At 70.6% G+C, this 25806-nt stretch carries 25 protein-coding genes; 4 read left to right on the top strand and 21 right to left on the bottom strand.

The genetic code is table 11. From position 1 onward, the window contains the following. Positions 1-25: 25 nt before the first annotated feature. Genes IE267_RS35475 through IE267_RS35465 form a run of 3 tightly spaced genes read left to right on the top strand, consistent with a single transcriptional unit; the run spans position 26 to position 3830 of the window. A complete protein-coding gene (locus IE267_RS35475) occupies positions 26-781 on the top strand; it encodes a toll/interleukin-1 receptor domain-containing protein (protein ID WP_189766058.1) in 756 nt (251 codons plus the stop codon). Beyond that, complete coding sequence (locus IE267_RS35470; RefSeq protein ID WP_189766057.1) at positions 778-2730, top strand: hypothetical protein; 1953 nt, start codon at positions 778-780, stop codon at positions 2728-2730. The genes IE267_RS35475 and IE267_RS35470 overlap by 4 nt, the downstream gene beginning before the upstream one ends. A gap of 23 nt (positions 2731-2753) precedes the next feature. Then, on the top strand, positions 2754-3830 hold the full coding sequence (locus IE267_RS35465) for a hypothetical protein (RefSeq protein ID WP_189766056.1): 1077 nt from the start codon (positions 2754-2756) through the stop codon (positions 3828-3830). Between the two features lie 87 nt (positions 3831-3917). Here IE267_RS35465 and metK read toward each other — a convergent pair whose 3' ends face one another. From metK to pyrR, 13 genes are all read right to left on the bottom strand, one after another. Further along, positions 3918-5141 carry a methionine adenosyltransferase gene (metK, locus tag IE267_RS35460; protein WP_167154976.1) on the bottom strand — a complete coding sequence of 408 codons (1224 nt, stop codon included), beginning with the start codon at positions 5139-5141 and terminating at the stop codon, positions 3918-3920. 212 nt (positions 5142-5353) lie between these two features. Next, positions 5354-6586 carry a bifunctional phosphopantothenoylcysteine decarboxylase/phosphopantothenate--cysteine ligase CoaBC gene (gene coaBC / locus IE267_RS35455; protein ID WP_189766055.1) on the bottom strand — a complete coding sequence of 411 codons (1233 nt, stop codon included), beginning with the start codon at positions 6584-6586 and terminating at the stop codon, positions 5354-5356. A 105-nt stretch (positions 6587-6691) separates the two neighbouring features. Next, on the bottom strand, positions 6692-6964 hold the full coding sequence (gene rpoZ, locus IE267_RS35450; protein WP_005319902.1) for a DNA-directed RNA polymerase subunit omega: 273 nt from the start codon (positions 6962-6964) through the stop codon (positions 6692-6694). 84 nt (positions 6965-7048) lie between these two features. Next, positions 7049-7642 (bottom strand): guanylate kinase, encoded by a 594-nt coding sequence (gene gmk, locus IE267_RS35445; RefSeq protein WP_189766054.1) that lies wholly within the window; start codon positions 7640-7642, stop codon positions 7049-7051. Between the two features lie 38 nt (positions 7643-7680). Continuing rightward, entirely contained in the window at positions 7681-8004 is a 324-nt protein-coding gene (locus IE267_RS35440; protein WP_053724505.1) for an integration host factor, read from the bottom strand. Positions 8005-8388: 384 nt separating this feature from the next. After that, a complete protein-coding gene (gene pyrF, locus IE267_RS35435) occupies positions 8389-9222 on the bottom strand; it encodes an orotidine-5'-phosphate decarboxylase (RefSeq protein WP_189766053.1) in 834 nt (277 codons plus the stop codon). Further along, the gene (locus IE267_RS35430) at positions 9219-10331 is read right to left on the bottom strand and encodes a quinone-dependent dihydroorotate dehydrogenase (protein WP_189766052.1); all 1113 of its coding nucleotides are present in this window, start codon (positions 10329-10331) and stop codon (positions 9219-9221) included. The genes pyrF and IE267_RS35430 overlap by 4 nt, the downstream gene beginning before the upstream one ends. A gap of 94 nt (positions 10332-10425) precedes the next feature. After that, on the bottom strand, positions 10426-13734 hold the full coding sequence (gene carB / locus IE267_RS35425) for a carbamoyl-phosphate synthase large subunit (protein WP_167154964.1): 3309 nt from the start codon (positions 13732-13734) through the stop codon (positions 10426-10428). Beyond that, a complete protein-coding gene (gene carA, locus IE267_RS35420) occupies positions 13727-14902 on the bottom strand; it encodes a glutamine-hydrolyzing carbamoyl-phosphate synthase small subunit (RefSeq protein WP_167154961.1) in 1176 nt (391 codons plus the stop codon). The genes carB and carA overlap by 8 nt, the downstream gene beginning before the upstream one ends. Then, entirely contained in the window at positions 14899-15486 is a 588-nt protein-coding gene (locus tag IE267_RS35415) for a PH-like domain-containing protein (RefSeq protein WP_189766051.1), read from the bottom strand. The genes carA and IE267_RS35415 overlap by 4 nt, the downstream gene beginning before the upstream one ends. Beyond that, on the bottom strand, positions 15483-16796 hold the full coding sequence (locus tag IE267_RS35410) for a dihydroorotase (RefSeq protein ID WP_189766050.1): 1314 nt from the start codon (positions 16794-16796) through the stop codon (positions 15483-15485). Before IE267_RS35410 ends, IE267_RS35415 begins: the two co-directional genes overlap by 4 nt. Positions 16797-16798: 2 nt before the next feature. Continuing rightward, positions 16799-17782: an aspartate carbamoyltransferase catalytic subunit gene (locus IE267_RS35405; protein ID WP_161244136.1), complete on the bottom strand. Its 984-nt coding sequence runs from the start codon at positions 17780-17782 to the stop codon at positions 16799-16801. A 94-nt stretch (positions 17783-17876) separates the two neighbouring features. Beyond that, positions 17877-18479, bottom strand: coding sequence for a bifunctional pyr operon transcriptional regulator/uracil phosphoribosyltransferase PyrR (gene pyrR / locus IE267_RS35400; RefSeq protein WP_161244137.1), 603 nt, complete (start codon positions 18477-18479; stop codon positions 17877-17879). A gap of 295 nt (positions 18480-18774) precedes the next feature. On the opposite strand from pyrR, the gene bldD reads away from it, so the two are divergent. After that, a complete protein-coding gene (gene bldD, locus IE267_RS35395; protein WP_014044812.1) occupies positions 18775-19275 on the top strand; it encodes a transcriptional regulator BldD in 501 nt (166 codons plus the stop codon). Between the two features lie 196 nt (positions 19276-19471). Here bldD and nusB read toward each other — a convergent pair whose 3' ends face one another. The 8 genes from nusB to aroC all read right to left on the bottom strand — a co-directional run. Beyond that, entirely contained in the window at positions 19472-19900 is a 429-nt protein-coding gene (gene nusB, locus IE267_RS35390) for a transcription antitermination factor NusB (protein ID WP_053724514.1), read from the bottom strand. A 2-nt stretch (positions 19901-19902) separates the two neighbouring features. After that, positions 19903-20469: an elongation factor P gene (efp, locus tag IE267_RS35385; protein ID WP_161244138.1), complete on the bottom strand. Its 567-nt coding sequence runs from the start codon at positions 20467-20469 to the stop codon at positions 19903-19905. Positions 20470-20538: 69 nt separating this feature from the next. Next, positions 20539-21645, bottom strand: a complete 1107-nt coding sequence (locus tag IE267_RS35380; protein ID WP_167154950.1) for a M24 family metallopeptidase — start codon at positions 21643-21645, stop codon at positions 20539-20541. Between the two features lie 511 nt (positions 21646-22156). Then, positions 22157-23065: a Pro-rich N-terminal domain-containing protein gene (locus IE267_RS35375; protein WP_189766049.1), complete on the bottom strand. Its 909-nt coding sequence runs from the start codon at positions 23063-23065 to the stop codon at positions 22157-22159. 131 nt (positions 23066-23196) lie between these two features. Further along, complete coding sequence (aroQ, locus tag IE267_RS35370) at positions 23197-23646, bottom strand: type II 3-dehydroquinate dehydratase (protein WP_161257918.1); 450 nt, start codon at positions 23644-23646, stop codon at positions 23197-23199. Continuing rightward, complete coding sequence (gene aroB, locus IE267_RS35365; RefSeq protein ID WP_189766048.1) at positions 23643-24737, bottom strand: 3-dehydroquinate synthase; 1095 nt, start codon at positions 24735-24737, stop codon at positions 23643-23645. Before aroB ends, aroQ begins: the two co-directional genes overlap by 4 nt. Beyond that, complete coding sequence (locus IE267_RS35360) at positions 24734-25252, bottom strand: shikimate kinase (protein WP_161257912.1); 519 nt, start codon at positions 25250-25252, stop codon at positions 24734-24736. Before IE267_RS35360 ends, aroB begins: the two co-directional genes overlap by 4 nt. Further along, positions 25249-25806 (bottom strand): chorismate synthase (gene aroC, locus IE267_RS35355; protein ID WP_189763786.1); only part of this gene is annotated, 558 nt, incomplete at its 5' end. The genes aroC and IE267_RS35360, both read right to left, overlap by 4 nt.

Below are 25806 nucleotides of genomic sequence, written 5' to 3'. Positions count from 1 at the left end.
CACAACCCAGCGAAGGGACCGAGCCATGCACGAGTTCTTCATCAACTACCGCACCCAGGACGGCAAAGAAGCCGCCCGCACCTTCGACGCCGAGCTGTCGAACCGGTTCGGCACGGACAGCGTCTTCCGCGCGCAGAAGTCCATCGCTCCCGGGACCAAGTGGGTCGACATGCTGGTCGGGGGCGTGCGCCGGTGCCGGGTGCTGCTCGCACTGATCGGGACCGACTGGGTCGACGCTCCACACCAGAAGCGGCCCGACCGCAGGGCACTGACCGACCCGAAGGACTGGGTGCGCCGCGAGATCGAGGAGGCGTTCGCGGCCGGGGCGCTGGTGGTGCCGGTCCTTCTCGGACGGCAGATGGCGCAGCTCGACCCGCTGCGTCTCCCCGCATCCCTCAAGCCGCTGGCCGACTGCCAGTACGAGCGGTACACGACGCGTACCGCCGAAGCCGATCTGACCCGGCTCGGCGACAGGCTGGTCCGCCAAGTCCCCGACCTCGGCTCCTTGGATCGACGCGTCAGCGGCGCCGAGGCCGAGGCCAAACAGCCCTCCGGCTCCTCGGAGACCCGCACCAGCCGACAGAGCGGCGGCATCGGTACGGTCAACGGCGATCTGGGCTCGTTCGTCAACGAAGCACACGGCCCGCTGCACACCGGCTCCGGCGACCAGCTCAACGGACCCCGGATCACCGGCGACGGAACCAACTACGTCGCCGGTGACAACCGTGGAGGCATCCGCCAGCGGTTCGGCGGTTCGCAGCGCCCGGGGAACGACAGGTGAGCGACTCGTCCGGTGCGTTCATCAACGAGTCCCACGGCCCCGTGCACACCGGTGAGGGAACCCAGTTCAACATCTCCCTCGCCCTCGCCGCGGCTTCGGACCGGCTGCGTCACAAAACGGGCCCGAAGCTGCTCAGCATCACCGACAGGGACGGCGACTGGCTCGACCAGAGGTTCGTCGCGCCGGGCGGCATGCAGCGAGCCCGCACTCTGCTCCAGGCGAATTCCTTGGTACTCCTCTCGGCACCGCCCGGATCCGGTAGACGGGCCTCCGCATTGAAGCTCCTGCATGAACTTGCCGACGGCTCGGGCGGGTTGTACGAACTCCCCGACACCGAGGACGACAGCAGCTCGGTCCTCGACGCGGAAGAGGTGAGCGAGGGCGACCGCCTGATGCTCGACCTGTCGGCCGTCGACGAGGCCCGTTACCTCTCCCTCCAGAACCGCCTGCTGGACTTCCGGGCCAGGCTGGTGGAGCGCGGAGCCCGGCTCGCCGTAGTACTGCCCCGGCATCACGGCTACCTGCAGCGGGCCGAGCTCAAGCCCTACACCGCCGAACTGACCAAGCCCTGGCCCCGGGATGTACTGAGCCGGTATCTCCAACTCGCCAACATCCGCCCGACGCCTGCGGAGCTGGGCGTCCAGACCTTCGCCAACCATCTGGGCCGCATCCCCCTGCGGGAGGTCGCCGAACTCGCGGACCGTATCCGTTCTCTGCGCGACAGCGGCACTCCCGGCGGCTTCCCCAGCTGGCGCGACGGGGCGGTCAAGACACTGGCCGACCGGAGCGCCGAGGTCGCCGCGGACCTGGCCGCCCACGACTCGGGCCGCAGACGGGCGCTGCTCCTCGCCCTCGCCCTGTTCCACGCATCCTCGCCGGGCACCGTGTTGCGCGCGGCCTCGGCGCTTCTCTCCACCCTGTCGCACCCTCCCGATCAACGCCCCCGGCTCGAACAGGTGGACCTGAACCGGGAGTTGACCGAGCTGGGCGCGGAGACCAGCGCGGACGGGCTGGTGCGGTTCAGGACGCACAACTACGACCAGGGTGTCCGGGACCACTTCTGGACGTACTTCCCGGACCTCGCCGAGCAGCTGCGACGCTGGATGCATGAGTGTCTGGCTCGGCCTGGAATCGGGGAGGACGACCACGGCCGCGCCATCGAGCGCTTCGCCGAGCAGTGCCTCAAAGCCGACCGCCCCGACGACCTGATCCGGCTCGCCGACTCTTGGACCGGCCGCCACGGCCAGGTCCGGCTCATTCCGGACGCTGCTCAGGCCCTCAGCCTCGGCTTGGCCCACGAGCGTCATGGTCAGCGCTTCCGCCGGCAGATCTACGAGTGGTCCCTCACCAGAAATCTGCCGCAGAACCTCAAACAGGCACTCGTACTCGTCTGCTCGGAAACCATGCGGCAGAGCCACCCGCACCAGGCGCTGGTACGGCTCCATCACTTGGACCGTCGAGCGGACGGACGGGTCGCCGACACCGCGCGCAACGCACTGCTGGCCCTCGCGTTGGACGACAGCCGTATGTACCGCCTGCTGCTTCAGCGGATCCGCCGCAGGTTGGGGGAACCCGACGGGGGCAGGGACCTCGATCTGTTCCTCGCGCTCAGCCAGTCCACCCGTCTGATCGCCTCAAGGGATGTTCGCGCGGGACTGGAAGCGGGATGGGGCGCCGTCTTCGAGCGGCTGCCGCCGCAGCGGTGGCGCCCGTACTCGGCCCGATGGTTCACAGCGGTGGCGACCGGCTCGGCTCCCGAGCGGCTGCTCGATGTGCTCGTCGACGGTTGCCACGGCGATGCCTCACTGCTCGGTGGCCTCTACCAGGCCGCCAACGACTGGGGGCGGCCGAGTCCACCGGGATCCGGCAACCGGCCGGCGATCACCGGTCTGCTCATCCAGAAGATCAACGCCGCCCAGGGACTCGATTCCCTGGCATCCGCCGTCTGACATCCACTTCCTCGGGGGAGCACATGAGCGGTTCAGGCCGTCACACCATGACCGTCTTCGTCACCCTTCTGCTCGGGCTGCTGTGCGTCATCGCGGGGGTGGCCCTGCAGTGGCCACGATGGGCCTGGCCTGTTCTGGCTGCCGTGCTGGTCACGGCGGCCGTGGTGGTCAACCGGCTGATGTCCCGGGACGACGACGGGTTCCCGGCCCACCTCACTCTGGAACCCGATCTGCCGTTGCCGCCCGCACCCCGTCGGGAAGTGCGCGTCCATGGTGTCGCCCTGCCCAGTGCTGTCACCGACTACGACTTCCTGTTCTCGGCCACGGTGCGCTGGAGCGTTCTCGACTCGCCCGACGGAGCGATGCTCGGAAACCCCTCCGGCCTCGCCGTGGACACCATCCTGCAGCGGGCCCGCGAGATCACCGCAGGGCAACCCCCTTCGCGGAGCGCACTGCTGCAGCACCAGCTCGACGGCGCTCTTGCGATCATGCTCCCGGACCCCGGCGGACGGTTGCAGGCCATGGCGTTGGAGGTCTCGCTCGACCTCCCGGGGCCGGACCTGGAACGCCTGGCCAAACTCTCGGCCGTACGCAAGGAGCAGGACGTCTGGGAGCACGAGCGCAACCATGAGCGCAACAAACGCGACTACCTGGGCGGTGACGTCCTGAAGGACACCGGCAGCGCCGTGGTGTGGTGGCTGGCCCGCAACGAGGACCGGATCGAGGAGACCGTGGACCGGATCGGTGTCCTGGCCCGACTCACCGCCGCAGCCAACAACGACGAAGTGGCACCGGAGTTCCAACACTTGGTGCCGCCTCCGGTCCTTCCGCCGGAGCCCGGCCTCCATGCCCAGGCCCCCTTCACGTCCGAGGCCACGCCGCATCACGGCGAGGAACCATCGGGTACGGGCAATCGCCTGGACGATGTGATCGCGTGGTTCGGCTTCGGGCCGGACGATCCAGACCTGGCCCTGTTCGGGAAACGGCTGCTCCAGGTGGCTGAGGGTCACAACAAGACCGAGGCCGCTGAAGAGATCAGGGCCCGCTTCGAGGGGCCGGGTCTCGAAGACCCCGCCGGGCAACCGGCTACGGAGGAATGACCAGCATCCGCACGGGCGACATCCCCTCCCCAGAACATGAGGGCCCCGGACCGATCCCGGTCCGGGGCCCTCATGGGGTGCTGGGGCCTACAGACCCGCGGCGGCGCGCAGCGCCTCCACGCGGTCCGTGCGCTCCCACGTGAAGTCGGGGAGCTCGCGGCCGAAGTGGCCGTACGCCGCGGTCTGGGCGTAGATCGGGCGGAGCAGGTCGAGGTCACGGATGATCGCGGCCGGACGCAGGTCGAAGACCTGGGTGATCGCGGTCTCGATCTTCTCGTTGTCCACCGTGTTGGTGCCGAACGTCTCGACGAACAGACCCACCGGCTCGGCCTTGCCGATTGCGTACGCGACCTGGACCTCGCAGCGCGCGGCGAGGCCGGCGGCCACGACGTTCTTGGCGACCCAGCGCATCGCGTAGGCGGCCGAGCGGTCGACCTTCGACGGGTCCTTGCCGGAGAAGGCGCCGCCGCCGTGACGGGCCATGCCGCCGTAGGTGTCGATGATGATCTTGCGACCGGTCAGGCCGGCGTCGCCCATCGGGCCGCCGATCTCGAAGCGGCCGGTCGGGTTCACCAGGAGGCGGTAGCCGTCGGTGTCCAGCTTGATGCCGTCCTCGACGAGCTGCTTGAGGACCTGCTCGACGACGAACTCGCGGATGTCGGGCGCGAGCAGCGACTCCAGGTCGATGTCGCTGGCGTGCTGCGTGGAGACGACGACCGTGTCGAGGCGGACGGCCTTGTCGCCGTCGTACTCGATGGTGACCTGGGTCTTGCCGTCGGGGCGCAGGTAGGGGATGGTCCCGTTCTTGCGGACCTCGGTCAGGCGGCGCGAGAGGCGGTGCGCGATGTGGATCGGCAGCGGCATCAGCTCGGGCGTCTCGTCGCAGGCGTAGCCGAACATCAGGCCCTGGTCGCCGGCGCCCTGCTTGTCCAGCTCGTCGCCCTCGTCACCTGCGGCGGACCCCTCAACCCGCTTCTCGTACGCGGTGTCGACACCCTGGGCGATGTCCGGGGACTGGGCGCCGATGGACACCGAGACGCCGCAGGAGGCGCCGTCGAAGCCCTTCTTCGAGGAGTCGTAGCCGATTTCCAGGATCTTGTCGCGCACGAGCTGGGCGATCGGCGCGTACGCCTTGGTGGTGACCTCACCGGCCACGTGCACCTGGCCCGTGGTGATGAGGGTCTCCACGGCGACGCGGGAGGCCGGGTCCTCGCGCAGAAGCGCGTCGAGGATCGTGTCGCTGATCTGGTCAGCGATCTTGTCGGGGTGACCCTCGGTCACAGACTCCGAGGTGAAGAGACGACGGGACACAACGCTCCCTGGGGTTGCAGCGGCTGCTGGCTGATCATGGTAGGTCGCGCCGGGAGCTGCGCCCGGCTGCGGATCCGAGACCAGTTTATCGGTCGGTTCTGCTCAATGGACCACGTGTCTCGACACGTGGAGTCCGGAGATCTCCGGATCTGGTCGTTCCGGTATGCCGCATGCGCGGCGACGGACGCCCCGGCGGGCCCTGACCGGGGGGTTCAGGGACGGTCTCCGGAGGTGGCCCCGGTTTGTCCGAAACGCCGGCCCACCAGATCCCACACCGTGTCGGCGAGGGCTTCCTTGGGACCGTACGGCACCGGCGTCTCGGAGCCGTCGGCGCCGAGCACGACGGCCTCGTTCTCCTCGGAGCCGAACGTCTTGCGCTCACCGACCTCATTGACGACGAGCAGGTCGCAGCCCTTGCGCCGGAGCTTGAGACGGCCGTTGGCCAGCACGTCGTCGGTCTCGGCCGCGAAGCCGACGACCAGTTGGCCGGGCCGGGCGCGCTCGGCGGAGATCTCGGCGAGGATGTCCGGATTGCGGACGAGGGTGAGCGGCGCGGGCTCCTGTCCGTCCTTCTTCTTGATCTTCCCGGCGGCGTACGACTCCGGCCGGAAGTCGGCGACGGCGGCCGCCATGACCACCGCGTCCGCGTCCGCCCCGGCCTTCAGGACGGCCTCGCGCAGCTGTACGGCGGTGCCGACGTGGACCACATCGGCACCCGCCGGGTCCGGGAGCCCGGTGTTGGCCTCGATCAGGGTGACCCTGGCCCCGCGCGCGACGGCGGTACGGGCGAGCGCGTAGCCCTGCTTGCCGGAGGAGCGGTTGCCGAGATAGCGGACGGGGTCGAGCGGCTCTCGCGTGCCGCCCGCGCTGACCACCACGTGCCGCCCGGCCAGGTCCCGCTCGGCACTCCCCCGCGCGAGCACCCGGCGGCACACCTCGAACAGCTCGCCCGGGTCGGGCAGCCGACCCTTGCCGGTGTCGACACCGGTGAGCCGCCCGACGGCGGGCTCGACGACGATCGCGCCCCGGCGGCGCAGGGTCGCGACGTTCTCCTGGGTGGCGGGGTGCTCCCACATCTCGGTGTGCATCGCGGGCGCGAAGACGACCGGGCAGCGCGCGGTGAGCAGGGTGTTGGTCAGCAGGTCGTCGGCCAGGCCGTGGGCGGCCTTGGCGAGCATGTCGGCGGTGGCCGGCGCCACGATCACGAGGTCGGCGCCCTGTCCGATGCGGACGTGGGGCACCTCGTGGACGTCCGACCAGACCTCGGTCGAGACGGGGTGTCCGGACAGCGCCGACCAGGTGGCGGCTCCGACGAAGTGGAGCGCCGCCGCGGTCGGCACCACTTGGACGTCGTGCCCCGACTCGGTCAGCCGGCGCAGCAGCTCGCACGCCTTGTAGGCGGCGACGCCGCCGCTGACCCCCAGAACGACCTTCGGCTTGGCCATCGAAAGAACTGCCTCTCCCCGTGCGCCTGATGCGTGTACGTACCCATGACACACCACAGGCCCGGCAGTCGCGCTGCCGGGCCTGTGGTGGAAACGTATCGGTGCCTACTGGGCGGGGCCCTCGATGGCCTCGGAGGTCAGCAGACCCGCGTTGATCTCGCGCAGCGCGATCGAGAGCGGCTTCTCGTGGACGTGGGTGTCCACCAGCGGGCCGACGTACTCGAGCAGGCCCTCACCGAGCTGCGAGTAGTACGCGTTGATCTGGCGGGCACGCTTGGCCGCGTAGATCACCAGGCTGTACTTCGAGTCGGTTGCTTCGAGGAGCTCATCAATCGGAGGGTTGATGATGCCCTCGGGCGCGGTAATGGAAGAGGACACTCTCTGCCTTCCGATGGGGATCGAAGATGTGAGCGGAACCGAGCGGATCGGAGGACGCCGGGTGAATGACGTCATACGACTCGATCAAACAACTCGCATCAAGGCTAGCAGCTCGCGGGCCACGTCCTCGACCGAGGTGTTGACCAGGGTGGTGTCGAACTCCGACTCGGCGGCCAGTTCGACCTTCGCGGCGGCGAGCCGGCGCTCGATGACCTCGGGCGCCTCGGTGCCCCGGCCGGTGAGCCGGCGGACGAGTTCGTCCCAGCTGGGCGGCGCGAGGAAGACGAGCTGCGCCTCGGGCATCGACTCGCGGACGAGCCGGGCGCCCTGGAGGTCGATCTCCAGGAGGACGGGCTCACCGGCTTCGAGCCGTTCGAGCACGGCCGTGCGCGGGGTGCCGTAGCGGTTGCCCGCGAACTCGGCCCATTCGAGCAGTTCGCCGTTGGCGACGAGCTTGTCGAACTCCTCGTCGTCGACGAAGAAGTACTGCACGCCGTGCCGCTCGCCGGGGCGCGGCTTGCGGGTCGTCGCCGACACCGAGAGCCAGACCTCGGGATGAACCTTGCGCATATGAGCGACGACCGTGCTCTTGCCGACCCCGGAGGGGCCGGAGAGCACGGTCAGCCGCGGACGTGCGTCCGGGGGTACGGGGGTGGTCCCCCGGGGTGTTGCTGCCATGCGGCGATTATTCCAGCTTCTCGGGCATGCCCGAGACGTCAGGCCCCGGAGCCGCCGAACTCGCGCTCAAGGGACGCGATCTGATTGGAGCCGAGCCCCCGCACGCGGCGGCTCTCGGAGATCCCGAGCCGCTCCATGATCTGCTTGGCGCGGACCTTGCCCACGCCGGGCAGGGACTCAAGGAGGGCGGAGACCTTCATCTTCCCGATGACGTCGTTCTCCTGGCCCGACTTGATGACCTCGTGGAGCGAGGCGCCGGAGTGCTTGAGTCGATTCTTGACCTCGGCCCGCTCCCGGCGAGCCGCGGCGGCCTTTTCGAGCGCGGCTGCGCGCTGTTCAGGGGTAAGGGGCGGAAGAGCCACGCCTACGTCACCTCGGATGTCGAACTGTCGGATACGGACCGGTGAGGAACCTAATCGCCCCACACCAGGCGAGCAACGAACAACGCACTCGCGCACGTGCTCGTCTGCTCTCGTCGGAGACTAGCGGCCAAGGCCGCTCCAGTCAGCGAGAACAGACGAAAAGTCCTGGTCAGCCTCAGCCGACCAGGACTTTTCGGACAAAACCCCCCGGTTTTGAGTAAGGAATTTGTCAACGTTCGGTGCCCGGGCGCCGAACGGCCCCCCGCGGCCGGCCGTTTCCCCGGTGCGCGCGAGGCCCCGGCGGCCGTCGCCGCACGTCCGCCGCGTGTCCGGAAAGCACGCCGCCCCGGTGCGACGCATGTCACACCGGGGCGGCACCGTCGATCACACCCGCGGAATCGCCGCGCGGACCTCGTCGGCATAGCGGGCCGCGGCCTCGCGCAGGGCGCTCGCGTCGGGGCCGCGGCGCAGCACCCCGCGGCTGACGCTCGGGACGACGTTGCGCACGGCCGAGCCGAACACGCCCGGCAGATCGGCCGGGGTCGCGCCCTGCGCGCCGATCCCCGGGGCGAGCAGCGGGCCGTTGATGTCGAGGTCCACCCCGGCGTCGCCGAGCGTGGCGCCGACCACGGCACCGACCGAGCCCAGGGGCGAGGCGCCCGTGTTCTCCGCCTTCATGTGGTCCAGCATCAGCTGGGCGAGGGGACGGCCGTCGGCCGCGGTCGAGCGCTGCACCTCGGCGCCCTCCGGGTTGGAGGTGAGGGCGAGCACGAAGACGCCCGAGCCGGACTTGGCCGCCAGGTCGAGCGCCGGGCGCAGCGAACCGAAGCCCAAGTACGGCGAGACGGTGACCGCGTCCGAGAACAGCGGGGAGGCGGGGTCCAGATAGGTGGCCGCGTACGCCGCCATCGTGGAGCCGATGTCGCCGCGCTTGGCGTCCATCAGGACCAGCGCCCCGGCCGCGCGGGCCTCCTCGACCGCCTTCTCCAGGACGGCGACGCCGCGCGAGCCGAACCGCTCGAAGAACGCCGACTGCGGCTTGAGGACGGCCACCCGGTCGGCGAGGGCCTCCACGGTGATGCGGGTGAAGCGCTCCAGACCCGCGATGTCGTCGTTCAGGCCCCAGTCCGCGAGCAGGGAGGCGTGCGGGTCGATGCCCACGCACAGCGGTCCGCGGGTGTCCATCGCCTCGCGCAGACGGGTACCGAAGGGGATCATGCGGCGGCCTTCTTCCGGGTCTCGGCGCCGACGGCCTGGGCGAGCGTCGCGTACGGGGAGGTGGCGAGCCGGGCCGCGAGGCCCTTGTGGATCGCGCGGGCCCAGAAGGGGCCCTCGTAGATGAAGGCGCTGTAGCCCTGGACGAGGGTGGCGCCGGCCAGGATGCGCTGCCAGGCGTCCTCGGCGTTCTCGATGCCGCCGACCCCGATCAGGACGAGACGGTCGCCGACGCGGGCGTACAGGCGGCCGAGTACCTCCAGGGAGCGCTCCTTGAGCGGCGCGCCGGACAGGCCGCCGGTCTCCTTGACGAGGCCGGCGGAGGACTTCAGGCCGAGCCCGTCGCGGGCGATCGTGGTGTTGGTGGCGATGATGCCGTCCAGGCCGAGCTCGACGGCGAGGTCGGCGACCGCGTCGATGTCCGCGTCGGCGAGATCGGGGGCGATCTTGACGAGCAGCGGGACGCGGCGGCCGGTCACGCTGCGGTCGGCGGCCTCGCGCACGGCGGTCAGGAGCGGGCGCAGCGACTCGGTGGCCTGGAGGTTGCGCAGGCCCGGGGTGTTCGGCGAGGAGACGTTCACCACGAGGTAGTCGGCGTGCCGGGCGAGGCGCTCGGTCGACTTCACGTAGTCGGCGGCGGCCTCGGCCTCCGGGACCACCTTGGTCTTGCCGATGTTGACGCCGACCGTCGTGCGGAAGACGGCCTTGCGGGCCGCCAGGCGCTCGGCCACGGCCGCCGAGCCCTCGTTGTTGAAGCCCATGCGGTTGATGAGGGCGCGGTCCGGCACGAGGCGGAACAGCCGCTTCTTGGGGTTGCCGGGCTGGGGCTCGCCGGTGACCGTGCCGATCTCGATGTGGTCGAAGCCCAGCATCGACATGCCGTCGATCGCGACGGCGTTCTTGTCGAAGCCGGCCGCGAGGCCGAAGGGGCCGTGCATGCGCAGGCCGAGGGCCTCGGTGCGCAGCTCCTTGTGGCGGGGCGCGAGCACGGCGGCGACGAAGGTGCGCAGGACGGGGACGCGGGCCGCGAGACGGATCCAGCGGAAGGCCAGGTAGTGGGCCTGCTCGGGGTCCATCCGCTTGAAGACGAGGTTGAAGAAGAGCTTGTACATGTTCGTTGTCCTCAGGGGCTCTGGGTGGGGGCTCATGAAGGGGACTCATGAAGAGGGGGACACCGTTTCCGGTGTCCCCCTGCTTCCCCGCCTGCTAGTCGCGGGCCGCGGTCAGATGCTCCGCGTGTTCCTGGAGGGAACGCACCCCCACGTCACCGCGGTTGAGCGCGTCGATGCCCTGGACGGCGGCGGCGAGCGCCTGGACCGTGGTCAGGCAGGGCACGGAGCGGGCGACGGCCGCCGTGCGGATCTCGTAGCCGTCGAGACGGCCGCCGGTGCCGTACGGCGTGTTGACGATGAGGTCGACCTCGCCGTCGTGGATCAGCTGGACGATGGTCTTCTCGCCGTTCGGCCCCTCGCCCTCGCTGAGTTTGCGCACCACGGTGGCGTTGATGCCGTTGCGGCGCAGCACCTCGGCGGTGCCGGAGGTGGCCATCAACTCGAAGCCGTGGGCGACCAGTTCACGTGCCGGGAAGATCATCGTGCGCTTGTCCCGGTTGGCGACCGAGATGAACGCGCGGCCCTTGGTCGGCAGCGGACCATAGGCGCCCGCCTGCGACTTGGCGTACGCGGTGCCGAACACCGAGTCGATGCCCATGACTTCACCGGTGGAGCGCATCTCCGGGCCGAGCACGGTGTCGACGCCGCGCCCGTGGACGTCGCGGAAGCGGCTCCACGGCATCACGGCCTCCTTGACGGAGATCGGCGCGTCCAGCGGCAGGGTGCCGCCGTCGCCCTCCTTCGGCAGCATGCCCTCGGCACGCAGCTCGGCGACGGTGGCGCCCAGCGAGATGCGGGCGGCGGCCTTCGCGAGCGGCACCGCGGTCGCCTTCGAGGTGAAGGGGACGGTGCGCGAGGCACGGGGGTTGGCTTCGAGGACGTACAGGATGTCGCCCGCCATCGCGAACTGGATGTTGATCAGTCCGCGGACGCCGACTCCCTTGGCGATGGCCTCCGTCGAGGCGCGCAGGCGCTTGATGTCGAAGCCGCCGAGGGTGATCGGGGGCAGCGCGCACGCCGAGTCGCCGGAGTGGATGCCGGCCTCCTCGATGTGCTCCATGACGCCGCCGAGGTAGAGCTCGGTGCCGTCGTAGAGGGCGTCCACGTCGATCTCGATCGCGTCGTCGAGGAAGCGGTCCACCAGGACCGGCCGGGTGGGGCTGATCTCGGTGGACTCGGCGATGTACGAGGCGAGCCGCTCCTCGTCGTACACGATCTCCATGCCGCGTCCGCCGAGCACGTACGACGGGCGTACGAGGACCGGGTAGCCGATCTCGTCGGCGATGGCCTTGGCGCCCTCGAAGGTGGTGGCGGTGCCGTGCTTGGGCGCGGGCAGGCCGGCCTCGGCGAGCACCTGGCCGAAGGCGCCGCGGTCCTCGGCGGCGTGGATCGCCTCGGGCGGGGTGCCCACGACCGGGACGCCGTTGTCCTTGAGGGCCTGCGACAGACCCAACGGGGTCTGTCCGCCGAGCTGGACGACGACACCGGCGACGGGGCCCGCGAGGGTCTCGGCGTGCACGATCTCCAGGACGTCCTCAAGGGTGAGCGGCTCGAAGTACAGCCGGTCGGAGGTGTCGTAGTCGGTGGAGACGGTCTCCGGGTTGCAGTTGACCATCACGGTCTCGTAGCCGGCGTCGCTCAGGGCGAAGGAGGCGTGGACGCAGGAGTAGTCGAACTCGATGCCCTGGCCGATGCGGTTGGGGCCCGAACCCAGGATGATCACGGCGGGCTTGGTGCGCGGCGCGACCTCGCTCTCCTCGTCGTACGAGGAGTAGAAGTACGGGGTCTTGGCGGCGAACTCGGCGGCGCAGGTGTCGACCGTCTTGTAGACCGGGCGCACCCCGAGGGCGTGCCGGACCTCGCGGACGACGTCCTCGCGCAGGCCGCGGATGTCGGCGATCTGGGCGTCGGAGAAGCCGTGCCGCTTGGCCTCGGCGAGCAGCTCGGGGTTGAGCTTCTCGGCGGCGGCCAGGTCGTCGGCGATCTCCTTGATGAGGAAGAGCTGGTCGACGAACCAGGGGTCGATCTTCGTGTACTCGAAGACCTCTTCCTGGGTGGCGCCCGCGCGGATCGCGTACATGACGGTGTTGATGCGCCCGTCGGTCGGCCGCTTGGCCTCTTCGAGCAGGACGTCCTTGCTTCCGACCGGGCCCGTGAAGTCGAACTGCGAGCCCTTCTTCTCCAGGGAGCGCAGGGCCTTCTGGAGGGCCTCGGTGAAGTTCCGGCCGATCGCCATGGCCTCGCCCACCGACTTCATGGTGGTGGTGAGGGTGGAGTCGGCGGAGGGGAACTTCTCGAAGGCGAAGCGCGGGGCCTTCACCACGACGTAGTCGAGGGTCGGCTCGAAGGAGGCCGGCGTCTTCTCGGTGATGTCGTTGGGGACCTCGTCGAGCGTGTAGCCGATGGCGAGCTTGGCCGCGATCTTGGCAATCGGGAAACCGGTGGCCTTCGAGGCGAGCGCGGAGGACCGCGAGACGCGCGGGTTCATCTCGATGACGATGACGCGGCCGTCGTCGGGGTTGATCGCGAACTGGATGTTGCAGCCGCCGGTGTCGACGCCGACCTCGCGGATGATCGCGATGCCGATGTCGCGCAGGCGCTGGTACTCGCGGTCGGTCAGCGTCATGGACGGGGCGACGGTGATGGAGTCGCCGGTGTGCACGCCCATCGGGTCGAAGTTCTCGATGGAGCAGACGACCACGACGTTGTCGTTCTTGTCGCGCATCAGCTCCAGCTCGTACTCCTTCCAGCCGAGGATGGACTCCTCCAGGAGCACCTCGGTGGTCGGCGAGAGCGTGAGGCCCTGTCCGGCGATGCGGCGCAGCTCCTCCTCGTCGTGCGCGAAGCCGGAGCCGGCGCCGCCCATGGTGAAGGAGGGGCGCACGACGACGGGGTAGCCGCCGAGCTCGTCGACGCCCTTGATGACGTCGTCCATGGTGTGGCAGATGACCGAGCGGGCGGACTCGCCGTAGCCGATCTTCTCCTTGACGGCCGCGACGACGCCCTTGAACAGGTCGCGGTCCTCGCCCTTGTTGATGGCCTCGACGTTGGCGCCGATCAGCTCGACGCCGTACTTCTCCAGGACACCTTGCTCGTGCATGGAGATCGCGGTGTTGAGCGCGGTCTGGCCGCCGAGGGTGGGCAGGAGCGCGTCGGGGCGCTCCTTGGCGATGATCTTCTCGACGAACTCGGGGGTGATCGGCTCGACGTACGTGGCGTCGGCGATCTCCGGGTCGGTCATGATCGTGGCCGGGTTGGAGTTGACCAGGATGACCCGCAGGCCCTCGGCCTTGAGGATGCGGCAGGCCTGGGTACCGGAGTAGTCGAACTCGGCGGCCTGGCCGATGACGATCGGTCCGGAGCCGATGACCAGAACGGACTGGATGTCGGTGCGCTTAGGCACGCTCGGCCTCCATCAGGGATACGAAACGGTCGAAGAGGTACGCGGCGTCGTGCGGGCCCGCGGCCGCCTCGGGGTGGTACTGGACGCTGAAGGCCGGCTGGTCGAGCAGCTGGAGACCTTCGACGACCTGGTCGTTCAGGCAGACGTGGGAGACCTCGGCGCGCCCGAAGGGCGTCTCGGAGACCTTGTCGAGCGGCGCGTCGACGGCGAAGCCGTGGTTGTGCGCGGTGACCTCGACCTTGCCGGTGGTGCGGTCCTGCACCGGCTGGTTGATGCCACGGTGGCCGTACTTGAGCTTGTACGTGCCGAAGCCGAGGGCGCGGCCCAGGATCTGGTTGCCGAAGCAGATGCCGAACAGCGGCGTCCGGCGTTCGAGCACCGCCCGCATCACGGCGACGGGGCCGTCGGCGGTGGCCGGGTCGCCCGGGCCGTTGGAGAAGAACACGCCGTCGGGGTTGACGGCGTACACGTCCTCGGCGGTGGCGGTCGCGGGCAGCACGTGCACCTCGATGCCGCGCTCGGCCATGCGGCGCGGGGTCATGCCCTTGATGCCGAGGTCCACGGCGGCGACGGTGAACTTCGCGGTGCCGAGCGGGACGGCTTCGCCGTCGGGGCCGATCGCGGGGACGACGTAGGTCTCCTTGGTGGCGACCTCGGCGGAGAGGTTCGCGCCCTGCATCTGCGGGGCTTCCTTGACGCGGGCCAGCAGGGCCTCGTCGCGGACGCCCTTCCACGCCTCGCCGGAGAAGATGCCGACGCGCATGGCGCCGCGCTCGCGCAGGTGGCGGGTGAGGGCGCGGGTGTCGATGCCGGAGATCCCGACGACGCCCTGCTTGACGAGCTCGTCGTCCAGGGAGCGGCGCGAGCGCCAGTTGGAGGGGAGGCGGGCGGGGTCGCGCACGACGTACCCGGCCACCCAGATCTGCCCGGACTCGGGGTCCTCGTCGTTCACGCCGGTGTTGCCGACGTGCGGGGCGGTCATCACGACGACCTGGCGGTGGTACGACGGGTCGGTGAGGGTCTCCTGGTATCCGGTCATGCCGGTGGAGAACACGGCCTCGCCGAAGGTCTCCCCCACGGCCCCGTAGGCGCGGCCGCGGAAGATGCGGCCGTCCTCCAGGACGAGTACGGCGGGAGCCTTGGCGGCTCCCCGGGTGGAGGTGGTCATCGTGCGGCGCCTTCCGTCGTGGTGGGTTGTGCAGAGGTCTTGGTCATGGAGTTGATGGCTGCGACCCAGGCCGGGTGCTGTTCGGCCCGGTCGGAGCGGAAGCCCGAGTCGATGAGCTTGTCGCCGTGGCTCCAGGTGACGACGAGCAGGCCGCCCTCGGTGAGGACCTTGCCCGCGATGCCCTTGTCGAGCCGGGCCTCGCGCAGCTGGGCGGCCGGGACGAAGAAGTCGTTCGCCCCGGGGCGTACGACGTCCAGGCCCGCGTCCGTCAAGGTGAGCTCGGCCTTGCTGCGGACGCCCAGGCCGTGCGCCACGATGCGGTCGAGCCACTGCCCGGCGGTGGTGGAGCCGTGGTAGCGGCCGCTCAGCTCCAGTTTCGCCTCGCCCGGCGTCTCGGGCGCGGTGGGCAGGTCGGGCAGGTCGGCCTGGAGACGGCCGCGCCACTGCCAGCCCTGGCGCATCAGCCAGTAGACGAGCGCCACGAAGAGCAGGAGTCCGACGACCCAGCCGATGCGTCCGCCCCAGTTGGTCACCTCGGCGGACTTCTCCTCGGCTGCGAGATTGATCAGTGATGCGTACGTCACGCCAGCTTCCCGTCCACGACCGTTGCCCGGCCCCGCAGGAAGGTGTGCGTGATGCGTCCGGGCAGCTCGCGGCCCTCGTAGGGGGTGTTGCGGCTGCGGGATGCGAAGCCCGCGGGGTTCACCTCACCACGGTATGCCGGATCGACGAGCGTCAGGTTGGCGGGTTCGCCTGCCGAGATGGGGCGGCCGTGGCCGGTCGCCTGCCCGATCTCGGCGGGCTTGTGGGACATGCGGTCGGCGACACCGGCCCAGTCGAGCAGGCCGGTCTCCACCATCGTGTGCTGGACGACGGAGAGCGCGGTCTCCAGGCCGACCATGCCCATGGCGGCCGCGGCCCACTCGCAGTCCTTGTCCTCGTGCGGGTGCGGGGCGTGGTCGGTGGCGACGATGTCGATCGTGCCGTCCGCGAGGGCCTCGCGCAGCGCCATGACGTCGCGCTCGGTGCGCAGCGGCGGGTTCACCTTGTAGACCGGGTTGTAGGAGCGGACCAGCTCGTCGGTGAGGAGCAGGTGGTGCGGGGTGACCTCGGCGGTGACGTCGATGCCGCGCGACTTGGCCCAGCGGACGAGCTCTACGGAGCCGGCCGTCGACAGGTGGCAGATGTGCACGCGGGAGCCGACGTGCTCGGCGAGCAGCACGTCGCGCGCGATGATCGACTCCTCGGCGACGGCGGGCCAGCCGCCGAGGCCGAGCTCGGCCGAGACGATGCCCTCGTTCATCTGGGCGCCCTCGGTCAGGCGGGGCTCCTGGGCGTGCTGGGCGACGACGCCGCCGAAGGCCTTCACGTACTCCAGGGCGCGGCGCATGATCACGGCGTCGTCGACGCACTTGCCGTCGTCGGAGAAGACGGTGACGCCGGCGGCGGAGTCGTGCATGGCGCCGAGCTCGGCGAGCTTCTTGCCCTCCAGCCCGACGGTGACGGCGCCGATGGGCTGCACGTCGCAGTAGCCGGACTCCTTGCCGAGCCGCCACACCTGCTCGACGACGCCCGCGGTGTCGGCGACGGGGAAGGTGTTGGCCATGGCGAAGACCGAGGTGTAGCCGCCGCGGGCGGCGGCCTGGGTGCCGGTGAGGACGGTCTCGGAGTCCTCGCGGCCGGGCTCGCGCAGGTGGGTGTGCAGGTCGACGAGGCCGGGCAGCAGGATCTGGCCCTCGGCGTCGATGACGGTCGCGTCCCCCGCGTCCAGGCCGGTGCCACTGATGTCGATTTCGCCCTTCCGGGCGGTGGCGGCGATGGTCTCGCCGTCGATCAGGACGTCCTGGACGTCACCGCCGAGGACCTTCGCACCACGGATGAGGATCTTGCTCATGGTTACTTGTTCTCCGAATCGGTGGGACGGGCGTGGCTGACGGCGGGCTCGTTGCCGCCGAGCAGCAGGTACAGGACCGCCATGCGGGTGTGGACGCCGTTGGCGACCTGCTCGACGACCGTGCAGCGGTCGGAGTCGGCGACCTCGGCGGTGATCTCCATGCCGCGCACCATCGGGCCCGGGTGCATCACGATGCCGTGCTCGGGCATCTTGGCCATGCGCTCGCCGTCGAGCCCGTAGCGCCGCGAGTACTCGCGCTCGGTCGGGAAGAAGGCGGCGTTCATGCGTTCGCGCTGCACCCGCAGCATCATCACCGCGTCCGACTTCGGCAGCACCGCGTCCAGGTCGTAGCTGACGTCGCAGGTCCAGTGCTCGACGCCGACGGGGAGCAGCGTCGGCGGTGCCACCAGGGTGACCTCGGCGCCGAGCGTGTGGAGCAGGTCGACGTTGGAGCGGGCTACCCGGCTGTGCAGGACGTCGCCGACGAGGGTGATGCGCTTGCCCGCCAGGTCCTGGCCGAGCGCGTCCTTGCCGACCAGGCGGCGACGCATGGTGAAGGCGTCGAGCAGGGCCTGCGTGGGGTGCTGGTGGGTGCCGTCGCCGGCGTTGATGACCGGGGCGTCGATCCAGCCGGAGGTGGCGAGCCGGAAGGGTGCGCCGGAGGCGCTGTGCCGGATGACGACGGCGTCGACGCCCATCGCCTCCAAGGTCTGTGCGGTGTCCTTGAGGGACTCGCCCTTGGAGACCGAGGAGCCCTTGGCGGCGAAGTTGATGACGTCGGCCGACAGGCGCTTCTCGGCGGCTTCGAAGGAGATCCGGGTGCGGGTGGAGTCCTCGAAGAACAGGTTGCAGATGGTCCGGCCGCGCAGGGCGGGGAGCTTCTTTATCGGCCGGTCGGAGACGCGGGCCATCTCCTCCGTGGTGTCGAGGATGAGCACGGCGTCGTCGCGGGTGAGGTCGGCGGCCGAGATGAGGTGACGCATCATCTGGGGGTTCTCCAGGTGTGGTGGAGGTTTTGGGCGTGCGGGCGCGCAGAAGCAGCCCGTACGGGTCGGTGCGGTCCGTACGGGGTGGTGGGAGCTACTGCTCGCCGGCCGGAGCGGTCTGCTTGACGCCGAGCAGCACGGCGTCGCGGCCGTCCTCCTCGGCGAGCTGGACCTTGACCGTCTCCCGCAGCGACGTGGGGAGGTTCTTGCCGACATAGTCGGCACGGATCGGGAGTTCGCGGTGGCCGCGGTCGACGAGGACCGCGAGCTGGACGGCGCGCGGGCGGCCGATGTCGCCGAGCGCGTCGAGGGCGGCGCGGATGGTGCGGCCGGAGAAGAGGACGTCGTCGACGAGGACGACCAGGCGTCCGTCGATGCCGTCGCCGGGGATCTCGGTGCGGCCGAGCGCGCGGGCGGGCTTCATCCGCAGGTCGTCGCGGTACATGGTGATGTCGAGGGAGCCGACCGGGGTCTTGCGTCCGGTGATGCCTTCGAGCTTCACGGCCAGCCGCTCGGCGAGGAAGACCCCGCGGGTCGGAATGCCGAGGAGCACCACGTCGTCGGCGCCCTTGGCGCGTTCGACGATCTCGTGGGCGATACGGGTCAGGACGCGCGCGATGTCGGGGCCTTCGAGAACGGGCCGCGCCGCATCGGGGTGCGTCTGATCCTGCGGGTGGTGCGGGTGCTGCGTGTCCATATGAAACGGACCTCCTTCTCCGCCTCACGGGACGGACCTTAAAGGACGTCGGAATTGCGTCACCAACGGTACCAGGGGCCTGGAGCCGTCCGACACCGGGCCATCACTCGAACGGGTGAGCCGGGCCGGGGAATCGCCGTGACCTGTACGGCCCGCCGCACGCGGAGCCTGTCACTCCTGCGGGGCGGGGGTGTGGACCATTCGGCTTGACGCGGCCAAGTAACGCTGCGTAACCTCACAGTGAGTTACAGCCGCGCGGCGGAGCCGCACGTTGTCACAGCGTCCGGGGAGCTATATGTCCAGCGAATACGCAAAACAGCTCGGGGCCAAGCTCCGCGCCATCCGCACCCAGCAGGGCCTTTCCCTCCACGGCGTGGAGGAGAAGTCCCAGGGCCGCTGGAAGGCCGTCGTGGTCGGCTCGTACGAGCGCGGCGACCGCGCCGTGACCGTACAGCGCCTTGCCGAGCTGGCGGACTTCTACGGCGTTCCGGTGCAGGAGCTGCTGCCGGGCACCACGCCGGGCGGGGCCGCCGAGCCGCCGCCGAAGCTGGTCCTCGACCTTGAGCGCCTCGCGCACGTGCCGCCGGAGAAGGCGGGCCCGTTGCAGCGTTATGCGGCGACCATTCAGTCGCAGCGCGGCGATTACAACGGCAAGGTCCTTTCGATCCGCCAGGACGATCTGCGCACGCTGGCCGTCATTTACGACCAGTCCCCCTCGGTGCTGACCGAGCAGCTGATCAGCTGGGGTGTCCTGGACGCGGACGCCCGCCGTGCGGTCGCCCACGAAGAGGGCTGACCCCCCTTCAGCAGAAACGTGCCGTCGGGCCCGTCGGGAGCATGCGCTCCGGGCGGGCCCTTCGGCGTTCTGCAGGGCCGGCGTTTCAACAGGGCCGGCGTTTTGGCGTGCGGCCGCCCGAGTACGCCGAAGGGCCCGCGGCACGGATCGTGCTGCGGGCCCTTCGGCGTACTCGGGGCGCCGGCCCCGCCGGGTACTAGTCCCGGCGCAGGCTCGGCTTGAGGTCCTTGAAACGGGCGAGCAGGCCGTTCACGAAGGCCGGGGAGTCGTCCGTGGAGAACTCCTTGGCCAGCTGGACGGCCTCGTCGATGACGACCGCGTCGGGCGTCTCGTCCTCCCAGACCAGCTCGTACGCGCCGAGGCGCAGGATGTTCCGGTCCACGACCGGCATCCGGTCGAGCGTCCAGCCCACCGCGTACGTGGAGATCAGGTCGTCGATGCGGTCCACATGGTCCGCGTAGCCCTCGACGAGCTGCATCGTGTACTCGGCGACCGGCGGCTGACGGTCGTCGGACCGCGAGTGCCGCACCCAGTCCGCGAGGACCGTCTGCACGGACTCGCCGCGCTGGTCGGCCTCGAAGAGGATCTGGAAGGCGCGCTTGCGGGCCTTGTTCCGGGCAGCCACGGTTAGCTGTTCACCCGGCCGAGGTAGTCGCCGGTGCGGGTGTCGACCTTGATCTTCTCACCGGTGGTGATGAAGAGCGGGACACCGATCTCGTAACCGGTCTCCAGGGTGGCCGGCTTGGTGCCGCCGGTGGAGCGGTCGCCCTGGACGCCCGGGTCGGTGTGCTGGATGACCAGCTCGACGGCGGCGGGGAGCTCGACGTAGAGCACCTCGCCCTCGTGCTGGGCGACCGAGGCGGTGAAGCCCTCGATGAGGAAGTTGGCGGCGTCGCCGACGGACTTGCGGTCGACCATCAGCTGGTCGTAGGTGGCCATGTCCATGAAGACGAAGTACTCGCCGTCCATGTACGAGAACTGCATGTCTCGGCGGTCGATGGTGGCCGTCTCGACCTTCACACCGGCGTTGAAGGTCTTGTCGACCACCTTGCCGGAGAGCACGTTCTTGAGCTTGGTGCGCACGAAGGCCGGGCCCTTGCCGGGCTTGACGTGCTGGAACTCGACGACGGACCAGAGCTGGCCTCCGTCGAGCTTGAGCACCAGGCCGTTCTTGAGGTCGTTCGTGGAAGCCACGGTTGCGGAATCTCCTGGACTGAAAGCTGGTGGACGACCGAGGGTACGCACACGGGGCACGTACGCGTGCTAGAGCGCTAGCAGCTCCTTGGTCGTGATGGTGAGTAGCTCGGGGCCGCCGTCCGCCTCGGGGCGTACGACGAGCGTGTCATCGATCCGGACGCCGCCCCGGCCCGGGAGGTGGACCCCCGGTTCGACGGTGACCGGCACGCAAGTGTCCAGTTTACCCATGGCTCCAGGTGCGAGCTGCGGCTCCTCGTCGATTTCGATCCCGACACCGTGTCCGGTGAGCGGTCCGACGGCCTCCGCATGGCCCGCGGCGTCCAGTACCTGACGGGCCGCGCGGTCCACCGCACGGTACTCGGCGCCCGGTACGAGGGCCTCCCGGCCGGCCCGCTGGGCTGCGAAAACAGCGTCGTAGAGCTCGATCTGCCAGTCCGCGGGAGTGGTGCCGATCACGAAGGTACGGCCGATCTCGCAGCGGTATCCACGGTAGGTGGCGCCGAGGCAGACCGAGAGGAAGTCGCCCTCCTCGACCCGGCGGTCGGCCGGACGGTGGCCCGCCCGCCCGGAGTTGGGCCCGGTGCCGACCGAGGTCATGAAGGCCGGCCCGTCGGCGCCGTGGTCGACCAGGCGGCGCTCCAGCTCCAGGGCGAGGTGCCGCTCGGTGCGGCCCACCAGGATCGACTCCAGCAGCTCGCCCAGGGCCTGGTCGGCGATCTCGGCGGCGATGCGCAGACAGGCGATCTCGTCCTCGTCCTTGACCAGGCGGCGCTGCTCCACGGCGCCGCCCAGATCGCTCAGGAGGAGCCCGGGCGCCACCGAGCCGATCGCGCGGTGGCGGGCCACGGAGAGGTGGTGCTCCTCCACGGCCAGCGAGTCCGCGCCGGTGGCGAGCGCCAGGTCGGCGGCGGCGACGGCGGGGTCGCCGCCGGGGGCGGGCAGCACGGTGAGCCGCAGCTGCTCGTCCAGGTGTCCCTCGATGAGGTCGCCGGAGGGCGTGCGCGGGCACAACAGGACGTCCTCGGCGGGGCCGAGCAGCAGGACGGCGCCCGGCGGCGCGCCGCCGGAGAGATAGCGGACGTTGGCCGGGCGGGAGACCAGGGCGGCCGCGCTGCCTGCGGCCGCGCAGCGGTCCCGCAGCCAGCCGCGGCGTACCGCGAACACCTCTGACATGCCCCGAGCGTATGAGCGGGGGAGCGGGTCGGCTGTCTCAGCGCGTCCGACCGGGGGCCGCCCCGGTGGTCGGTCCGTCCTTGTCCTCAAGCGCCGGACCGGCTCAAGGGGCTGCTCCCCCGGCTGCCCGTCCAGGTGCCCCACGCGCTGTCCTCAAGCGCGGGACCGGCTCAAGGGGCTGCTGCCCGTCCAGGTGCCCCACGCGCTGTCCTCAAACGCCGGACGGGCTCAAGGGGCTGCTCCCCGGCTTCCTCGGCTGCGGGCCGTCCCGGGCCGGTCGCGCAGTTCCCCGCGCCCCTTGGCGGGGCCGGGGTCGCACAGTTCCCCGTGGCCCTGGCGGACTGGTCCGGGCCGGAGGTGGTTCCCGTAAGGGGGCCCACCAGGGCGCGAGGAACTGCGCGACCAGCCACCCTCGGCCCGCACCCGAAAACCAGCCCCCTCAGGGGCGCGAGGAACCGCGCGAACGGCCAGCCACGGCCCGCGCCAGCCGAACGCCCCCGGACGGGAAGCGCTACCAGTTCGGGGGGCTGGCGATCGTGCGGGCCAGGACGTCGTCCAGGAGGCGGGCCGTGGTGGGGACGTCGTACTGGGAGTTGTCGATGATCGGGAGGCCCGAGCCGTACCAGCCGGCCATGCGGCCGTGGATGCCCGCCACCTCCTCGTCCGACAGGCGCCGGTTGCCGCTGCGCTCCGCGTTGCGCTCCAGGACGACCTCCAGGCCCGGCAGGAGCACGACCGGCAGCAGGCCGGGGCCCACGTGCCGCTTCCAGCCGCCGAGGCCGACGACCGGCCGGTCGGGGAAGACAGCGTCGTCGAGGATGCAGGAGATCCCGTTGGCCAGGAAGTTGCGCGCGGCGAAGCCGCAGGTGCGGCGGGCCAGGCGGTACTGGGCCTCGGAGTGGTCGTTCCAGCCCGACTGGGGGTCGGCGAACCCCGAGCACACCCATTCGCGTACGTCGTCGAGGCTGATGTGCGCGGTGGGCACCCGGCGGTGCTGCGCCCAGTACCGGGCCACGGTCGTCTTGCCGGCGCCGGCCGGGCCGATGAGCAGCACCGCGAGCGTGGTCGCGCCGGTCCCCTCGGGGGCCTGCGGCATCGGTACCGGGCCGCCGGGCGGCAGCGCGACGTGCCCGGTGGTGTCCCGGGACGGTGGCCGGGCCGAGGCGTGCTGGGGCGCGGGCCCCTGCCAGCCCTGGCCGGGCGGCTGTTGGGTGGCGGGGTGGTGCGGGGCCTGGGTGGGCGCCGTCGGCGGGTGGGCCGGGAGTTGGCCCGCCGCGGGCCCCGGCTGGTACGGCGGGGTACCCGGCGCGCCGGGCCTCAGCGGAGCCGTGCCCTCCGGCTCGATTCCCTGGGCCCAGTCGTGCGGGGGCTGCCCCGGGGCGTGGGGCGGCGGCAGTGGAGCCCCCCCTGCGTGCTGCATCCGGTGCCACTCCGTCTCGTACAGGCAACTGGCGCTGGTCGGGCGCCCGTCGGTGTGGGGCGGCCCGGTGCAGAACCGTACCTCTCCCGGCCGTCACAGTGTGAACGGCCGGGGGGCGGCAACAGTGCCCGTCAGCCGAGTTCGTCGGCCAGCTCGTCGGCGAGCGCGCGCAGTGCGAGCCGGTACGAGCCGATGCCGAAGCCCGCGACGGTGCCGGTGGCGACGGGGGCGATCACCGAGGTGTGGCGGAATTCCTCACGGGCGTACGGGTTCGAGATGTGCACCTCGATGAGCGGCGCGGTGCGCTGGGCGGCCGCGTCGCGCATTCCGTACGAATAGTGGGTGAAGGCGCCCGGGTTGATGACGACCGGAATTCGACCGTCCGCAGCCTCGTGGAGCCAGCGGATGAGTTCGCCCTCGTCGTTGGTCTCGCGGACCGAGACCTCGAAGCCGAGCTCCTTGCCCAGCCCTTCGCACACCTCGACGAGGCCCGCGTAGGTGGTGGCGCCGTACACGTCGGGCTCGCGGGAGCCCAGGCGGCCCAGGTTGGGGCCGTTGAGGACGAACACCCGCCGGGTCACGCGGAGACCTCACCGTAGGCGGCCAGCAGCACCGCCGGGTCCGGACCCTCTAGGACGGTCGGCTTGGCGAGGCCGTCCAGGACGATGAAGCGCAGCAGGTTGCCGCGGGACTTCTTGTCCAGCTTCATGTTCTCCAGGAGCTTGGGCCACTGGTCGCCACGGTAGGTGAGCGGCAGCCCGACGGACTCCAGGATCGCGCTGTGCCGGTCGGCCGTCGCGTCGTCCAACCGCCCTGCCAGACGGCCGAGTTCGGCCGCGAAGACCATGCCGACGGAGACGGCCGCGCCGTGCCGCCACTTGTAGCGCTCGTTCTTCTCGATGGCGTGGGCGAGGGTGTGGCCGTAGTTGAGGATCTCGCGCAGACCCGATTCCTTCAGGTCGTTGGAGACCACTTCGGCCTTGACCCGGATGGAGCGCTCGATCAGCTCGGCGGTGTGCGGGCCCTCGGGGGTGCGGGCACCGGCCGGGTCGGACTCGATGAGGTCGAGGATGGCCGGGTCCGCGATGAAGCCGGTCTTGATGACTTCGGCCATGCCCGACACGTAGTCGTTGACCGGCAGCGAGTCGAGCGCGGCCAGGTCGCACAGAACGCCGATGGGCGGGTGGAAGGAGCCCACCAGGTTCTTGCCCTCGGCGGTGTTGATGCCGGTCTTGCCGCCGACCGCCGCGTCCACCATGCCGAGCACGGTGGTCGGCACCGAGATCCAGCGCACCCCGCGCAGCCAGGTGGCCGCGACGAAGCCCGCGAGGTCGGTGGTGGCGCCGCCGCCCACGCCGATGACGACGTCGGTGCGGGTGAAGCCGGACTGGCCCAGCGCCTTCCAGCAGTAGGCGGCGACCTCGGCGGTCTTGGCCTCCTCGGCGTTGGGCACCTGGATGGCGATGGCCTCGTAGCCTTCGGCGGCGAGGTCCAGCCGGATCGCGTCGCCGGTGCCGGCCAGGGCCTCCGGATGGATGATCGCGATCCGCTTCACCGTCTCGCCGATGAGCCCGGGCAGTTCGCCCAGCAGGTTGCGGCCGACGAGCACTTCGTACGGGTCATTGCCGGCGGTGCCGCCGACCTGGATCCGGGTGGGTGCCTGCTCCGTCATGCGTCCTTCAACTCCAGTGCGTCGAGGACCGCCTGCGCGACCTCTTCGGGGGTGCGCTCGTCGGTCGCGACGACCGCACGGGCGACTTCGGTGTACAGATGGCGGCGCGCCTCCATCAGCTCGCGCCACTGCCGGCGCGGGTTGACGGCGAGCAGCGGCCGGGCCGTGTTCAGGCCGACGCGCTTGACCGCCTCGTCGACGTCCATCGAGAGGTAGACGACGGGGTGCGCCGCGAGCAGCGCACGGGTGTCGTCGTCGAGGACGGCGCCGCCGCCGAGCGCGAGCACACCCGGGTGTTCGGCGAGCGCAGCGCTCACCGCGGCCCGCTCCAGGGCGCGGAAGTGCGGCTCGCCGTCCTCGATGAAGATGTCCGAGATGGGGCGGCCCTCGGCGGCGACGATGTCGGCGTCGGTGTCCCGGTAGGGCGCGCCGAGCCGCTCGGCGAGCAGCGCGCCCACGGTGGACTTGCCGGAGCCCATCGGGCCGACCAGGACGACCAGCGGTCCGGTGCTCACCGGATCTGGAGGTTGTCGAGGTAGGAGGTGACGTTGCGGCGGGTCTCGGGCACGCTGTCACCGCCGAACTTCTCGGCGACCGCGTCCGCGAGGACGAGCGCGACCATGGCCTCGGCGACGATGCCCGCGGCCGGCACGGCACACACGTCCGAGCGCTGGTGATGCGCCTTGGCCGCCTCACCCGTGACGACATCGATGGTGGCCAGCGCACGCGGCACGGTCGCGATGGGCTTCATCGCAGCCCGCACCCGCAGCAGCTCACCGGTGGTCAGGCCGCCCTCGGTGCCGCCGGAGCGGCCGGAGGTGCGCCTGACGCCGTCGGCGGTGTTGACGATCTCGTCGTGCGCCTGCGAACCGGGCACCCGGGCAAGGTCGAAGCCGTCACCGACCTCGACGCCCTTGATCGCCTGAATACCCATCAGCGCGGCAGCAAGCCGCGCGTCCAGACGCCGGTCCCAGTGCACATGCGAACCAAGCCCCACCGGCACCCCGTAGGCCAGCACCTCGACCACACCGCCCAGCGTGTCACCGTCCTTGTGGGCCTGATCGATCTC

This window comes from Streptomyces xanthochromogenes (assembly GCF_014650455.1).
In the GTDB taxonomy this organism is placed as follows: Bacteria; Actinomycetota; Actinomycetes; order Streptomycetales; family Streptomycetaceae; genus Streptomyces; species Streptomyces xanthochromogenes.
This window is presented reverse-complemented; position numbering and strand designations above follow the sequence as displayed.

Coding starts and splice junctions, on each gene's coding strand:
- IE267_RS35475 (WP_189766058.1), top strand. CDS start 26: ATGCACGAGTTCTTCATCAACTACCGCACCCAGGACGGCAAAGAAGCC.
- IE267_RS35465 (WP_189766056.1), top strand. CDS start 2,754: ATGAGCGGTTCAGGCCGTCACACCATGACCGTCTTCGTCACCCTTCTG.
- coaBC (WP_189766055.1), bottom strand. CDS start 6,586: ATGGCCAAGCCGAAGGTCGTTCTGGGGGTCAGCGGCGGCGTCGCCGCC.
- gmk (WP_189766054.1), bottom strand. CDS start 7,642: ATGGCAGCAACACCCCGGGGGACCACCCCCGTACCCCCGGACGCACGT.
- pyrF (WP_189766053.1), bottom strand. CDS start 9,222: ATGATCCCCTTCGGTACCCGTCTGCGCGAGGCGATGGACACCCGCGGA.
- IE267_RS35430 (WP_189766052.1), bottom strand. CDS start 10,331: ATGTACAAGCTCTTCTTCAACCTCGTCTTCAAGCGGATGGACCCCGAG.
- carA (WP_167154961.1), bottom strand. CDS start 14,902: ATGACCACCTCCACCCGGGGAGCCGCCAAGGCTCCCGCCGTACTCGTC.
- IE267_RS35410 (WP_189766050.1), bottom strand. CDS start 16,796: ATGAGCAAGATCCTCATCCGTGGTGCGAAGGTCCTCGGCGGTGACGTC.
- IE267_RS35405 (WP_161244136.1), bottom strand. CDS start 17,782: ATGATGCGTCACCTCATCTCGGCCGCCGACCTCACCCGCGACGACGCC.
- pyrR (WP_161244137.1), bottom strand. CDS start 18,479: ATGGACACGCAGCACCCGCACCACCCGCAGGATCAGACGCACCCCGAT.
- bldD (WP_014044812.1), top strand. CDS start 18,775: ATGTCCAGCGAATACGCAAAACAGCTCGGGGCCAAGCTCCGCGCCATC.
- IE267_RS35380 (WP_167154950.1), bottom strand. CDS start 21,645: ATGTCAGAGGTGTTCGCGGTACGCCGCGGCTGGCTGCGGGACCGCTGC.
- IE267_RS35375 (WP_189766049.1), bottom strand. CDS start 23,065: ATGCAGCACGCAGGGGGGGCTCCACTGCCGCCGCCCCACGCCCCGGGG.
- aroB (WP_189766048.1), bottom strand. CDS start 24,737: ATGACGGAGCAGGCACCCACCCGGATCCAGGTCGGCGGCACCGCCGGC.